The organism is Vibrio sp. 10N.261.55.A7 (assembly GCF_002877365.1).
Taxonomy (GTDB): Bacteria; Pseudomonadota; Gammaproteobacteria; order Enterobacterales; family Vibrionaceae; genus Vibrio.
In genome coordinates this window covers 64,108-77,918 of sequence record NZ_MCWZ01000003.1, presented here as the reverse complement: position 1 = coordinate 77,918, position 13,811 = coordinate 64,108, and the positions used below count along the sequence as shown (strand labels likewise).

Sequence of the window (13,811 nt, the reverse complement as noted above, 5' to 3'; positions counted from 1 at the left end):
TTTTCAGTGTCGTACGCGCCTCAAAACGACCATTGGTGTCACGGTACTCAACGATGTTTTGCGCCATGGTGGTGCTTAGCCCAGCGACGCGAGTCAGCAGTGCGGCCGAGGCTGTGTTCACATCAACGCCAACGGCATTAACACAATCTTCGACGACGGCATCAAGGCGTTTCGCCAACATCGATTGGCCGACATCATGCTGATATTGGCCCACACCAATGGATTTCGGATCAATCTTCACCAGCTCTGCCAGAGGATCTTGCAAGCGACGTGCAATCGAGACGGCACCACGAAGTGATACGTCCATATTCGGGAACTCTTTCGCCGCTAATTCTGAGGCCGAATAGACGGATGCCCCTGCTTCACTAACGGTGATTTTCTGAACTTTTAAGCCACCACGCTTAATCACATCCGCAACAAAGGTGTCGGTCTCTCTTGAGGCCGTACCGTTACCGATCGCAATCAGGTCAACATTGTACTTCTTCACCAACTGCTCAACAGTGTGCGCAGACTTGTCGTACTGTTTTTGAGGTGGGTGAGGGTAGATGGTGTCTGTTGCTAGTACTTTACCTGTTGCATCAACGATGGCAATTTTAGAGCCGGTACGTAAGCCTGGATCAAGCCCTAGTGTTGCTTTTGGCCCTGCAGGCGCTGCCATCAATAAATCTTTCAGGTTGGTGGCAAAGACCTCAATCGCTTCCACTTCCGAGCGCTCTTTCAACGCGCCCATCAATTCCGTTTCCATGTGCATCGACACTTTAATGCGCCATGCCCAGCTCACGACTTGTTTACGCCAAGCATCGGCAGGTGCACTGCTCAGGTTGATGCCGTAATGGTCGGTAATAATCGTTTCGCAGTACGACTGACGTACGCTCTCTTCTTGAGCCGGGTCGGCGTTCATTGCGAGGCTCAAAAAGCCTTCATTTCGACCACGCAGCATCGCTAAGGCACGATGGGACGGCACCTTGCTCAGCTGCTCGTTATGCTCAAAGTAATCTTTAAACTTCTCGCCTTGCTGCTCTTTTCCAGCCACGACGCGTGACACAAGCTCCGCATTGCGTGTTAGATACTGGCGGATTTTCTCCAGTAGGTTGGCGTCTTCGGCAATGCGCTCCATGACAATCGCGCGAGCGCCATCAAGGGCAGCCTTCGTGTCTTGGATGCCTTTCTCAGCGTTTATATACTGACTGGCTTCTGATTCTGGTTCTGTTTGAGGCGTTGACCACAAGGTGTCAGCCAGCGGTTCAAGCCCCGCTTCAATGGCGATTTGGCCCTTAGTGCGACGCTTTGGTTTGTAGGGAAGGTACAAATCTTCAAGACGAGTCTTGCTATCGGTTTGGTTGAGCTCTTTTTCCAGTTCCGCGGTTAGCTTGCCCTGATCTCGAATCGATTTCAGGATGGTTTCACGCCTATCACCGAGCTCGCGTAGGTAGGATAAGCGGCTATCGAGATTACGTAATTGCGTGTCATCCAGCCCACCTGTGACCTCTTTACGGTAACGCGCGATGAAGGGAACGGTATTTCCATCATCAATTAAAGTGACAGCAGCATTCACTTGCTCCGTACGAACATTCAGTTCGCGGGCAATGGTTTGGCAGATAGCTTGGCTCATCTGAAAATTCTCTTTTGTTCTATTATTGACTATGGCTCGATAACGGTTTGATGCGAGGCCATTAGCGCCTTTGATGTTTCTTAATATTGGGGTAAGCAATAGATTTTCCAATATTTTTGTAAGTTAGCTGTCAAAAATCCAAACCGAAACGAGATTTTTGGTCGATTTTGGTTAAAGTTATGTCAATAGATAAAGTAACTCGAACTAATCCGCCCTTGGCTACTCGAATGATTTGGGTGTCCTCTTAGAATTACGGAAATCAATAATGAAAAAAATGCCTTTGGTTATTGCCATGCTCAGTACCTCTCTATTCTCCTATTCCTCTTTGGCGGTAGATATCCCTTTTACCACTCAAAGTCCTGCGTATGAATTGGATAACAAAGTGGTGTTGGGGCGCACGGAAAATGTATATCTGACAGGTTCAGAGGCGCTTGAGGGGGTTCCATTCATTGGTAAGATCGATACTGGAGCGGATACAACATCCATGCACGCTGAGAATATTCATGTCTCAAGCGTGCATCCAGACTACAAAGATTTGAAAGACGAAGAGCTGATGATGGCTCTCGTTGAAGAGGTGGAGAAAGACAAAGAACTCGACTACTTCGATTGGGATGGTGAGATTTTTGCGCCGTTCAAAGCGACGGTTTCTTTTACGGTTCAGCACCCGTACAACGGCAAAGACATTGTGATTAAGGAACCTCTAGAGCGAGTCAGCATGATTCGCAGCCGCACGAGTAGCACGCCTTTGCTGCGTCCAACGGTGAACATTCCAATGAGTATTGCGGGCCGTGAAGTGCAAACCGACGTGAACCTGACAGACAGAAGCAACTTTTCTGCGCCGGTATTGATTGGTAAAACCTTCCTAGAAGATAACGCTTGGGTCTTTGCAGGCTATGACTATCTGCAAGAGCAGCCTAAAGCCAAAGTGGTGGGCAAGAAGGAACAAGTGTCGATCGCTTATGTTCCAATGAACGTCAGCTTCTCGCTCAAAAATGGCTACAGCATCTTGCACGCGAAGAACATTGATGTTGACCAGAAAAACGATGAAGTGAAATTCGATATGGTTGGCAGTGATGGCAAGCAGCAAGAGATGACGTTGCCTCTTGTGCGCATGCTTAAGGTCAGTGGTCATGAGCGTCCACTGGTTTATGTGCCCGTTCAACTGGACAGTAAAACCACACAATACTGGTTGGTGTATCTCAAGGATCGCTCGGGCAGTAGCTCTCAGCTTCGAGTCGGCACCGATACGATCAGCGAATCGTTTATGATTGATACAAGTGCTGAAGACCTATTAGGCAAGGGTGCAAAAAGCTTCATCGAGGTGGCTAAGTCGAAAAAGCCACTGGTTATTTCACCTCAAGAAACCATTTTGCTCGACGGCTTTAAACTCGATGCTGAGCCTTCGTTTTCGGTGAAGACGCCGTTATTGAAAGTGGCCAGTTTTGAAGTCACTGAAGGGGCAGAGGATTATGTTGAGTTCTTTTTGAGAAACTCGAAAGGCGAACAGCAAAAACTGAAAAAGAAGATTGAGAAAAACTTGAGAGTCGGGGAATCCACTCGACCGGTGGTTAAGGCGAAGTTCTCTATTGCCGGTGAAATTCGTGAGCAAGAGTTCGCGATTGAAACACTCGATAGTGATGAGAAGCGCCCGTATTTCATCCTAGGGCAAAAAATGTCGAAGGGTGGGGTGTTTGTCAATACTCGCGCTGACCATTTGCTGCAAGCTGAGCCTCTGTTTAAAGCGGGTCATATTGAGATGGTGCAAGTTGGAGGCATGACGTTCCCTGCGAAACTGGATACCGGCGCTGATGTGAGCTCGATGAACGCGGTCAACTTAAAGCGCTTTAAGCAAGATGGCCAAGACATGGTGACGTTTACCTATCAAAACAGCCAAGGTGATGAGAAAGAATTTACGAAGCCTGTGATTGATGTGATGCGCATTAAAGCCAAAAAAGGTGAAAAAGCGAATATTCGCCCAGTGGTTAAAATGAGAGTGACATTGGGTGACCTAGAAAAAGAGGTCAAAGTGAACCTGCAAGATCGCAGTCGATTTGAGTACAGCATGATTCTGGGCAAGAACTTCTTGAAACACGGTGCGGTCGTGAGCAGTGATGATAACTACCTCTTAAGTGACGAGGCTGATGACAAAAAGTAACCCTTAACGTTTACTAAAATCCCTGCTTGGTTTCTCACTAAGCAGGGATTTTTTATACCTAATTTTCTTCGCACACTTTGCAAGGTTATTATTTGCAAGGTCATTGATAACGAATTGAGTTAATGAACCACTCTTTCTCACCTTCCGGTGTTTTTACAACAAACTCGTCATCGACTTCTTTTTTCAATAGGGCGCGAGCCATTGGTGAGTCAATGGAGATGTAGCCCTTAGCGTCGCCATAAATTTCCTCTGGGCCGACGATTCTGAAATTTTTCACTTCACCCTGTTCATTCTCAATCTCAACCCAAGCGCCGAAGAAGACTTTGCCTTCTTGTTGGGGGGAGTAATCAACGATGGTGACGTCTGGCAAAAATTTACGGAGGAAGCGTACTCGCCTATCTATTTGACGCAAAATCCTTTTGTTGAAGGTGTAATCCGCGTTTTCAGAGCGATCGCCCAGGCTCGCTGCCCAGGTAACAATCTTGGTGATTTCAGGGCGCTTGGTATGCCAGAGATGATCGTGCTCTTCTTTGAGTTTACTGTAGCCTTCACGCGTGATGAGTTTTGTTTTCAATCTCTTCCCTTTTTTGACACTCAGGTTTATTCCGGCCTTCTAGACTCTGTCATCGAATCCGAATTCATTCTCTTTCGTCATGCTGTGTTTACTATACTGGCGTTTTCGATAGGTTCCAATAAGCACAACTTTGCCACGCAAATTTGAATCTCTATCCCGACTAGATCTATCTTATAAACACTCTGTCTCAACCTAGCGATGAACCTTTTTTATGCCCTCTAGCCTCATGAAAACTTTCCATTAGTTAAGGTGACCCATGTTATTTAATCAATATTTCTCTGCCTTTAAAGTACAACTCTCTCCTTTACTCTTATGCATGCATTTGGAATGCAGTCGGTGTTTATCAAATCGTTCATGGTGTTTAGCCTATTGGGCCCGTCGCGTCAGTCGCTGCTATTGTTGTGATGCTGTTTTTTTCAGGGCTGCTCTATTTTCTACTTAAAAAAGGCTTTGAGAAAACCTACCTACTGCTCTCTGTATTGCCGGCATTGTTGGCTGTGATGACCATCTACGGTGCCTTTACCAATGCCCCATCATTATGGCCTGCTGAGTATTGGCGATACGCTGGAGCAGCAGTAAACAGTGTTGGCGTTATTGGCTTTGCCATGCGGATCAAAATCAGATCAATGTAACCGAAACTGGGTAACGGGTAAGAAGACACCTAGGAAAGTTGCGTCATTTTGCTTGTTTGGTTTTCGGGAAAGTGACGCAGATATAGGCGCTATATTGATAATAATACTGAATAAAATGGCGTGCTTTCATATAATAGAAGTGAATCGATTGAAACTGCGGCGTTCAATTGCTCAAAAAGTAATAAACGTTAACAATTCTTTGCGCCACATTACGTTCAACAGTGTTACATTTCACATTGCGACTCTGTTATGAACGCAAGCTTATTAATAGGTGGAATCATTACATGCAAGAAAACTTTAAAATTTTAGTGGTCGATGACGATGCACGTTTACGCGCATTGCTAGAACGATATTTGTCGGAGCAGGGATTCCAAGTACGCAGTGTTGCCAATAGTGAGCAGATGGACCGCCTATTAACACGCGAAAATTTTCACCTTATGGTGCTTGATTTGATGCTACCTGGAGAGGATGGTCTCTCTATTTGTCGTCGATTGAGAAACTCAAACAATCTGTTGCCAATCTTAATGTTGACGGCAAAAGGTGATGAGATTGACCGTATCGTCGGTTTGGAAGTGGGTGCCGATGATTACCTGCCTAAACCGTTCAACCCTCGTGAATTGCTTGCTCGTATTAAAGCTGTTCTTCGTCGTCAAACGATTGAAGCACCTGGAGCGCCAAGCTCGGAAGAAGCCTTGGTTGAGTTTGGTGAGTTCCGCCTGAACCTTGGTACGCGCGAAATGTTCCGTGGCGAAGAGCCTATGCCACTGACCTCGGGTGAGTTCGCTGTGCTTAAAGCGCTTGTGACCAATGCTCGTGAGCCGATGTCTCGTGATAAACTGATGAACATGGCGCGTGGCCGTGAATATTCAGCCATGGAGCGTTCGATTGATGTCCAGATCTCCCGTTTGCGTCGTATGCTAGAGATTGACCCAAGCAAGCCGCGCTACATCCAAACGGTCTGGGGTTTGGGTTATGTCTTTGTCCCTGACGGTAAAGAAGTTTAATTCCTAAACGCCTTATTGTATGCCTAAGTGGTTAAGGCCTTTGACCACTTAGGTGCATTGCTAAGGAATAGCAAAGGTTCCTATTATGCGCATTCGCAGTTCATTCACTCAAACCATCCTTCTGTTTCTTACCTTATTGATCGCTAGCCAAGTGTATTCTTACTATGCAGTGTTCAACTACGCCTTGATGCCAAGCTTGCAGCAGTTCAATAAAATTATCGGCTATGAAATCCGCTTGATGCTGGATGAGTCGAACAGCGAGCTTGCCGCGCTCGAAATGGATGCTCCATTGCGTCGCCGCGTGTTAGAGCAATTGGGTGTGACGATTCATGCCAACGATAGCCCGATAGCGGAAGAGTTCGATAAGGCGATGAGCATCGATCTTATGAGTGAGGACATGACGCACGAGTTGGATACACCCACTGAGGTGAGAATGATCCTCGCCAGCGACAGCTATGTCTTGTGGATGCAGATCGACTCACTGCCGAATTCTCTGATTCGAATCCCTCTATCGGAGCTGCAAGAGAACGATTTTACGCCACTTTTTTACAATAGCTTAATCGTGGCCTTGCTCGTGATAGCAGGAGGCTGGTTGTTCATTCGATTGCAAAATCGGCCTTTGATAAAGCTGGAAAAAGCAGCCAAAGGGGTGGGCCGTGGTGAGATTCCCCCACCTTTGTCTGAGAAAGGCCCATCTGAGATTCGTTCGGTAACAAGAGCCTTTAATCAGATGTCGAAAGGTATTCAAGCCTTGGAAGAAGACCGAGCCTTGTTAATGGCGGGCATTAGCCATGATCTTCGTACGCCGTTAACGCGCATTCGCTTAGCAACCGAGATGATGTCGGCTGATGACAGTTACCTCGCGGAAGGCATCATCAGTGATACGGAAGAGTGTAATGAGATCATCAGTCAGTTCATGGACTATTTAAAACCTGTTGATAGAGAGACCTTTAGCGCTGTATTTTTGAATGAAATCTCGAATGAGATAGCGTTAGCAGAGAGCCATGCTGACGTTGAGATAGAAACGGTATTTTCCACTAATGAGCACCCAGCGATAGGTAATGCGATTGCAATTAAGCGTGCGGTGACCAATTTGGTGATCAATGCGGTTCGATACGGCAATGGCTGGGTGAGAATTAGCACGGGTGTGACGGCGGATAAAAAACTCGTTTGGGTCAGTATTGAAGACAACGGCCCTGGCATTGAGGCCGATCAGGTGAGTAAGTTATTTGAACCTTTCACTCGAGGTGATACGGCGAGAGGCAGTGAGGGTACGGGGCTAGGTTTAGCGATCGTGAAGCGAATCATCAGCCAGCATCAGGGATCTGTATCGGTAAACAATCGCAGTGAAGGTGGTTTGAAGGCGCAGCTGAGCTTCCCAACCAAATAGCCGATTGAATTTAGAAAGAATGACGTAGAGTAAATGAGGCTGGCATTGCGCCAGCCTTGTTTTTTTCTCTGAATGTTTACGGCTATGCTTTCGCGTAGAAGTCGCGTTCACCCAGCCAACGCTCGATGATGGCAGAAGCGTTGCTAGGGTATTGGTCGTGAATGTGTCGTGACATTCGCTGAACCTCTGGGATGAGGCGTTGATCTCGCATTAAGTCGGCAATCTTGAAATCAGCCACACCCGTTTGCTTAGTACCAAGCAGTTCGCCCGGCCCGCGTATCTCTAAATCTCGTTGGGCAATCACAAAGCCGTCGTTACTTTCTCGTAAGACACCGAGTCGCTTTTGTGCCGTTTTAGATAGTGGAGCATGGTACAGAAGGACGCAGTGACTGGCGATTTTCCCTCGGCCCACGCGTCCTCTTAATTGATGAAGCTGTGCAAGGCCAAGACGTTCTGAGTTCTCGATGATCATTAAGCTTGAATTGGGGACATCAACGCCGACTTCAATCACCGTTGTTGCAACAAGCAAATGAAGCTTGTTGTCTTTAAAATCTTGCATCACTGCTTGTTTTTCCGCGGCTTTCATTCGTCCGTGTACGAGACCGATTTTTAAATCGGGCAACTTTAATTGCAGCTCTTCAGCCGTATCAGCCGCTGCTTGCGCTTCGAGGACTTCGGATTCATCAATCAGAGTACAAACCCAATACGCTTGTTTGCCTTCGTTTAGACAGGCATTGCGGACACGCTCGACAATATCATTTCGTTTGGTGTCAGGGATGGCGACGGTTTGAATTGGGGTTCGACCGGGTGGAAGCTCATCGATGATAGAGGTTTCCAAATCGGCATACGCGGTCATCGCAAGCGTTCGCGGAATGGGTGTGGCTGTCATCACCAATTGATGCGGATAGTAGCCTTGTTTCGCGCCTTTTTCTCGCAACTCCAGTCGCTGGTGGACACCGAAACGGTGCTGCTCATCTATGATCACTAACGCAAGGTTATGGAACTCAACATGTTGCTGAAACAGAGCATGTGTGCCGACCACCATTTGGGCTTCTCCCGAAGCGATACTATCCAACTGAGCTTGCTTGGCTTTGCCGGTCAATTTACCCGCGAGCCACCCTACTTTAATCCCCATGGTTTCAAACCAGTTGGAAAAGTTGATGGCGTGCTGCTCAGCGAGGAGTTCGGTTGGGGCCATTAATGCCACTTGGTAGCCGTGTTCTATTGCGCGTACCGCGGCGAGAGCAGCCACAAGGGTTTTGCCTGAACCGACGTCACCTTGCACTAAACGCATCATAGGATGAGCGAGTGTAAGGTCATTTTCTATTTCTCTAACGACCCTTGATTGAGCGTTGGTGGGGATGAATGGCAACTGATCTAGAAGCTGCTGTTTTAGCTTCTCTACTGATGGGAGTGGTGTTGCCTTATCTTGTTGCCCTTTACTGCGCACAGCAAGCATGGAAAGATTCTGCGCCAGAAGTTCTTCGATGATGAGTCGAAGCTGAGCGGGGTGTTTACCATCGTCAAATAACTCGAGGTTGATGTTGGGAGGAGGCCGATGAATGGTATGCAGTGCCTGCCCTAACGTTAACTGGTGGTCGTATAGCCCTGCAGGCAATAATTCTTGTACTGCGGCTTTATCAAGAAGCTCGAGAGCCTGATCGGTAATATTGCGCAGTGTGAGTTGGCGTAATCCATCCGTTGTTGGATAAACAGGGGTGAGGGTTTGCTCGACATCCGGTGCTTGCTCAGGGGAGGAAAATTTGAGATCAGGGTGAATGATTTCTAACCCCATGCCCCCACGTTTTATCTCTCCGTACGCATGAACCCATTTTCCTTCAGAAAAATTGTTTTTTATTCCTGCCGTGAAATTGAAAAAGCGTAATGTAATGGTGCCATTTCCATCACTGATTTTTACCGCCAGCATCTTCCGTTTACCAAAAATGGTATCAACGCTCATGACCTTGCCCTGAACAGCGGCCCACAAACCAGCATGCAGTTTAGCAATGGGGTAAACACGAGTGCGATCTTCGTAGCGGTATGGCAGGTGGAACAACAGGTCTTGTACCGAGTGCAAGCCAACTTTAGCGAGTTTTTCTGCAACCTTAGCGCCCACTCCTGAGAGTGAGGTAAGAGAAATCGCGGAAAGAAGTTGGGACATAAGCACACTCACACATCAGTATCTGTTTGATATGGCTAGTTAAACATTGGGCTGTGTTTTTGTACAGGAAAAAATAGAGGCCAAACATCCAGTTAGATGAGAGTTCACGGGCGTTATCGAGCGACAATGAAAAATAGTTGTTTAATTCAGATGAGTAATAGCATGAACGCGATTACTCATCGTTAGAATACGCATTACTTGCTTTGCATCTCTTTCCACCATGACTCGTCAGCGACGATCTGACCTTCATCATCCAGTGGTGGGTAAGGCAGTTTTTTGCGTTTTGCTACTTTTGCCAGCACAGGGTGGCCACGTTCAAACAAGGTTTTGTGAATCGACTCTTTAGGAATTGAGCTTTCTTCACGTTGGTACATTCCAGCCTCTTGGCGTTGACGCTGCGCTTCATAAAGAACGACAGCACTTGCCACTGACACATTGAGTGATTGCACCATCCCCATCATTGGGATGATGATGTCTTGATCGGCCAACTCTAGTGCTTTTTTTGAAGCTCCGGCTTTTTCATTGCCAAGAATGATGGCCGTTGGCTTGGTGTAATCTATCTCGCGAAAATCGACAGCGGTGTCTGAAAGGTTGGTGACTAAGACTTGCATGCCTTGAGCTTTAAAGTCGCTAACAACCTTGGTGATGTCACCGTGAGTATCCACTTCGACCCAGTTTCTCGCCCCTGCGGATGTGTGGCTGAGTGTGCGCATTTGAGCACTGGGCCAGATAGCATGGATTTTATGAATTCCGGTCGCGTCAGCCGTTCGAATGATGGCGGAGACGTTGTTGGGCTTATGCACTTCTTCCAAGCAAAGGGTCAGGTCGGTTTGACGGGCTTTCAGCACTTCTTGAATACGTTGGTATCGTTCTAAGTTCATGATCTTATTTTTCTTTCGGATTTAGATGGCCGGTAGGAATAGCTTGATATAAATAAAAATGCGCCCAATCATGAGCGCATTAAAGTACAGAGAAGCTAGTTACGTTTACGTCGTACTCTCAGAGCATGAGGCATGACGCGAATCTTCTTCATAATTCCAGCTAGGTGCACACGGTCTTTCGTGGTGAGCAAAATGGTGATGGTATACAAGCGGCCATCACGCTCTTTGGTCGAGATTCCGTGAATATTAGAGCCTGTCTTTGAAATAACGTTGGTGAGCTCAGCGAGCGCACCTTGGCTATTTTGCATATCAACAGTCAGTTCACTGATGAACTCTTGCTCATAATCATCAGACCATTCTACGCCCATGTACTTGTCTGGCTCTTTTTGGTAGCCACGTACGTTTGGACAGGTCTCACGGTGAACAACCAAGCCACGACCTGGAGAAACGTGAGCGATGATGTGATCATCAGGAATCGGGTGACAACAGTTGGCGAACGTCAGCAGTATTCCTTCCGCACCGCGGATTGGAAGTTTCTTCTTCGGTTTACCATCTTTGTTCTCAACTTCCGTAAGCTCATCACTGTCTCCTAATAGGCGACGCGCGATGACAATACTCATGAGCTCACCCAAACCAATTGCGGCGAGTAGATCCTCGACATCCTTGATTTTAAGGTCACTCAGTACCTGGTCGATATTCTCTTGAGACAGGTCAGAAATCGATTTGTCGCCCAATGCGTGGTTGAGTAAGCGGCGACCAAGCGTCACAGACTCTTCTTTTCGCATGGTTTTCAGAACCTGACGAATCTTAGTTCGAGCTCGAGAAGTCACAACATAGTTGAGCCAGGCGGCATTTGGACGCGCACCAGGTGCACTGATGATCTCAATGGTTTGGCCATTTTTCAGCGCTTTACTCAGTGGGTAAGGGTTACGGTCAACCCTTGCACCAACACACATGTTGCCGACATCAGTATGCACTTCGTAAGCGAAATCGACCGCCGTTGCGCCAACAGGTAGTTCAACAATGCGGCCTTTTGGCGTGAAGACGTAAATCTCGTCTGGGAAGAGGTCTGATTTTACGTTTTCAATGAACTCAAAGGAATTACCCGCACTTTGTTGAAGTTCGAGTAAGCTCTGCATCCAACGCTGAGCTTTTACTTGTGCGGTGGTGCCTGTGCGATCGCCATCGGCTTTATAGGACCAGTGTGCAGCAACACCCTTGTCGGCCATTTGATCCATGTCTTCCGTACGAATTTGTATTTCAACAGGGACACCATGAGGGCCAATCATCGAGGTGTGCAAAGATTGGTAGCCATTCGCTTTAGGTACGGCAATGTAATCTTTCATGCGACCCGGGCGAGGCTTATACAGGCTGTGAACTTGGCCAAGCACGCGATAACAGGTGTCTACATCTTCAATGACCACTCGAAAAGCGTAGATGTCCATAATGGTATGGAATCTTTGCTCTTTGGTTTTCATTTTGTTGTAAATTGAGAAAAGGTTTTTCTCGCGGCCGAAGACCCGAGCGTTGAGTCCGACTTCTTCAAGGCGGCCTTCAATTTCGCTATGGATACGTTGGATCATCTCTTTACGGTTACCACGCGCGGCCTTCACGACTTCGCTTAATACGCGATAGCGGTTTGGGTATAGCGCTTCAAAGCCAAGCTCTTCGAGTTCAGTCTTGATGTTGTGGATACCGAGGCGATGCGCCAAAGGAGAGTATATTTCGAGAGTTTCACGGGCGATGCGGCGTTTCTTGTCTGGGCGGAGAGCTCCTAACGTGCGCATGTTGTGAGTACGGTCTGCAAGCTTGATCAAAATAACGCGGATGTCTTGCACCATGGCAAGCACCATCTTACGAAAGTTTTCGGCTTGAGCTTCTTTGCGATCTCGAAATTTAAGCTTATCCAGCTTAGACACACCATCGACAAGTTCAGCCACTGTTGTACCAAACTGCTCTTCTAGATGTTCTTTGGTGACATCACAATCTTCAATGACGTCGTGAAGGAGAGCGGCTTGTAGTGTTTCGATATCAAGGTGCATTTCAGCCAAGATACGAGATACAGCAACAGGGTGGATGATGTATGGTTCACCGCTTGAGCGGGTTTGCCCTTCATGGGCGTCTCTTGCTACCACATAAGATTGACGCAGAGCCTCAATTTGAGGCTCTGTTAGGTATTCTTGGGCAACGTCTTTGAGGCTATCAAATAGATACAAATTATAGGCCCGGCAGGTTGTTTAATTGTATAAGCAACTTACTTTGCAAAGATCTTCCTTGCGAACTAATCCCTTGAGAATTGGTTAGCGAGTGTGAGCGATGCTACTTACTGCTGCTAGTTCTGCTGCTTCTTGCTCTTGCTGTTCTTGGCGCTCACGGGCGTCTAGAACGTCTTTAGTGATAAGACCTTCTTCGATTTCGCGTAGAGCGATAACCGTTGGCTTATCATTCTCTTCTGGCACTAGTGAATCTTTACCACCAGTCTGCATTTGACGAGCGCGGCGTGCCGAAATAAGAACTAGGTCGAAACGATTGCCTACTTTTTCAACAGCATCTTGAACAGTTACGCGTGCCATGAGGACTCCAAATTAGTTAACTAAAAATTTTAAATGACGAGAAAGTATACAAGCTTAGCGAGCGACTTTCTAGCGAATAAATAGATTTGATCCTAAAGGATCTTGTGTCGTGATGATAACGAGAGAGCGGTTAACGCACCTTGTTCCATCACTTTCGTTGGCTATTCAGCCAAAAGCGCGTTAAGCATGCCTTTATATTTCGCCGCTTGCTTATCTTGCTTCAATCTTTCTGCGCGAATAATGGCTTTAAAATCCATTAGCGCCGCGTCGAAATCATCATTAATGATCACGTAATCGTATTCATCATAATGAGAGATTTCTGCTTTGGCTTCAGCCATGCGTTTCGCAATGACGGCATCGCTATCTTGCCCACGTGCATTTAGGCGTCGTTCAAGCTCACCATTAGAGGGTGGCAATATGAATACGCTGCGTGCCAATGGCATTTGTTGGCGAATCTGGCGAGCACCTTGCCAATCGATATCTAGAAAAACATCGATGCCTTTTTCAAGGTTCTCTTCAATCCAAACTCGTGACGTACCGTAGTAGTTACCAAATACCTCGGCATATTCTAAGAACTCAGTTTTACTAATGAGATCTTCAAAATGCTCTTTCTGCACAAAGTGGTAGTGCACGCCATCTTGTTCACCTGGGCGCATGCCTCGGGTGGTATGAGAAACAGACACTTTCATTGCGTATGTTGGATTGGTTTCCAGCATCGCTGAGATCAAGCTAGATTTTCCTGCTCCGCTCGGTGCAGAAACGATATATAGAGTACCTTTGCCCATCTGTACTGTTCCACGTTGGTTGGATGAAAGCCGAAAGTGATTCG

The 13,811-nt window shown here is 47.1% G+C and carries 11 protein-coding genes; 4 read left to right on the top strand and 7 right to left on the bottom strand.

Features of this window, described 5'->3' with window-relative positions; translation table 11 throughout:
* On the bottom strand, window positions 1-1,612 hold a 1,612-nt coding region (locus BCU12_RS00690; RefSeq protein WP_102402513.1), incomplete at its 3' end, for a Tex family protein.
* Between the two features lie 265 nt (window positions 1,613-1,877).
* On the opposite strand from BCU12_RS00690, the gene BCU12_RS00685 reads away from it, so the two are divergent.
* Entirely contained in the window at window positions 1,878-3,767 is a 1,890-nt protein-coding gene (locus BCU12_RS00685) for a RimK/LysX family protein (RefSeq protein ID WP_102402487.1), read from the top strand.
* A gap of 100 nt (window positions 3,768-3,867) precedes the next feature.
* Here the strand turns inward: BCU12_RS00685 and greB are convergent, their stop codons facing one another.
* Window positions 3,868-4,341 (bottom strand): transcription elongation factor GreB, encoded by a 474-nt coding sequence (gene greB / locus BCU12_RS00680; protein WP_102402486.1) that lies wholly within the window; start codon window positions 4,339-4,341, stop codon window positions 3,868-3,870.
* Between the two features lie 401 nt (window positions 4,342-4,742).
* Between greB and BCU12_RS00675 the strand changes: the two genes are divergently transcribed.
* From BCU12_RS00675 to envZ, 3 genes are all read left to right on the top strand, one after another.
* Window positions 4,743-4,973: a hypothetical protein gene (locus tag BCU12_RS00675; protein WP_133153789.1), complete on the top strand. Its 231-nt coding sequence runs from the start codon at window positions 4,743-4,745 to the stop codon at window positions 4,971-4,973.
* A 284-nt stretch (window positions 4,974-5,257) separates the two neighbouring features.
* A complete protein-coding gene (ompR, locus tag BCU12_RS00670; RefSeq protein WP_102402484.1) occupies window positions 5,258-5,977 on the top strand; it encodes a two-component system response regulator OmpR in 720 nt (239 codons plus the stop codon).
* Window positions 5,978-6,062: 85 nt separating this feature from the next.
* Window positions 6,063-7,367, top strand: a complete 1,305-nt coding sequence (gene envZ, locus BCU12_RS00665; protein ID WP_102402483.1) for a two-component system sensor histidine kinase EnvZ — start codon at window positions 6,063-6,065, stop codon at window positions 7,365-7,367.
* 82 nt (window positions 7,368-7,449) lie between these two features.
* Here the strand turns inward: envZ and recG are convergent, their stop codons facing one another.
* The 5 genes from recG to gmk all read right to left on the bottom strand — a co-directional run bounded on the left by recG (window position 7,450) and on the right by gmk (window position 13,767).
* Complete coding sequence (recG, locus tag BCU12_RS00660; RefSeq protein WP_102402482.1) at window positions 7,450-9,528, bottom strand: ATP-dependent DNA helicase RecG; 2,079 nt, start codon at window positions 9,526-9,528, stop codon at window positions 7,450-7,452.
* Window positions 9,529-9,722: 194 nt separating this feature from the next.
* Complete coding sequence (trmH, locus tag BCU12_RS00655) at window positions 9,723-10,409, bottom strand: tRNA (guanosine(18)-2'-O)-methyltransferase TrmH (protein ID WP_102402481.1); 687 nt, start codon at window positions 10,407-10,409, stop codon at window positions 9,723-9,725.
* 95 nt (window positions 10,410-10,504) lie between these two features.
* Window positions 10,505-12,625 (bottom strand): bifunctional GTP diphosphokinase/guanosine-3',5'-bis pyrophosphate 3'-pyrophosphohydrolase, encoded by a 2,121-nt coding sequence (gene spoT, locus BCU12_RS00650; protein WP_102402480.1) that lies wholly within the window; start codon window positions 12,623-12,625, stop codon window positions 10,505-10,507.
* A gap of 84 nt (window positions 12,626-12,709) precedes the next feature.
* On the bottom strand, window positions 12,710-12,982 hold the full coding sequence (rpoZ, locus tag BCU12_RS00645) for a DNA-directed RNA polymerase subunit omega (protein ID WP_004735648.1): 273 nt from the start codon (window positions 12,980-12,982) through the stop codon (window positions 12,710-12,712).
* A 161-nt stretch (window positions 12,983-13,143) separates the two neighbouring features.
* The gene (gene gmk / locus BCU12_RS00640) at window positions 13,144-13,767 is read right to left on the bottom strand and encodes a guanylate kinase (protein WP_102402479.1); all 624 of its coding nucleotides are present in this window, start codon (window positions 13,765-13,767) and stop codon (window positions 13,144-13,146) included.
* Window positions 13,768-13,811: the final 44 nt, after the last annotated feature.

Bases quoted from the DNA above. Each gene is read 5' to 3' on its own strand.
- BCU12_RS00685 (WP_102402487.1), top strand. From the start codon at position 1,878: ATGAAAAAAATGCCTTTGGTTATTGCCATGCTCAGTACCTCTCTATTC.
- ompR (WP_102402484.1), top strand. From the start codon at position 5,258: ATGCAAGAAAACTTTAAAATTTTAGTGGTCGATGACGATGCACGTTTA.
- envZ (WP_102402483.1), top strand. From the start codon at position 6,063: ATGCGCATTCGCAGTTCATTCACTCAAACCATCCTTCTGTTTCTTACC.
- recG (WP_102402482.1), bottom strand. From the start codon at position 9,528: ATGTCCCAACTTCTTTCCGCGATTTCTCTTACCTCACTCTCAGGAGTG.
- trmH (WP_102402481.1), bottom strand. From the start codon at position 10,409: ATGAACTTAGAACGATACCAACGTATTCAAGAAGTGCTGAAAGCCCGT.
- rpoZ (WP_004735648.1), bottom strand. From the start codon at position 12,982: ATGGCACGCGTAACTGTTCAAGATGCTGTTGAAAAAGTAGGCAATCGT.
- gmk (WP_102402479.1), bottom strand. From the start codon at position 13,767: ATGGGCAAAGGTACTCTATATATCGTTTCTGCACCGAGCGGAGCAGGA.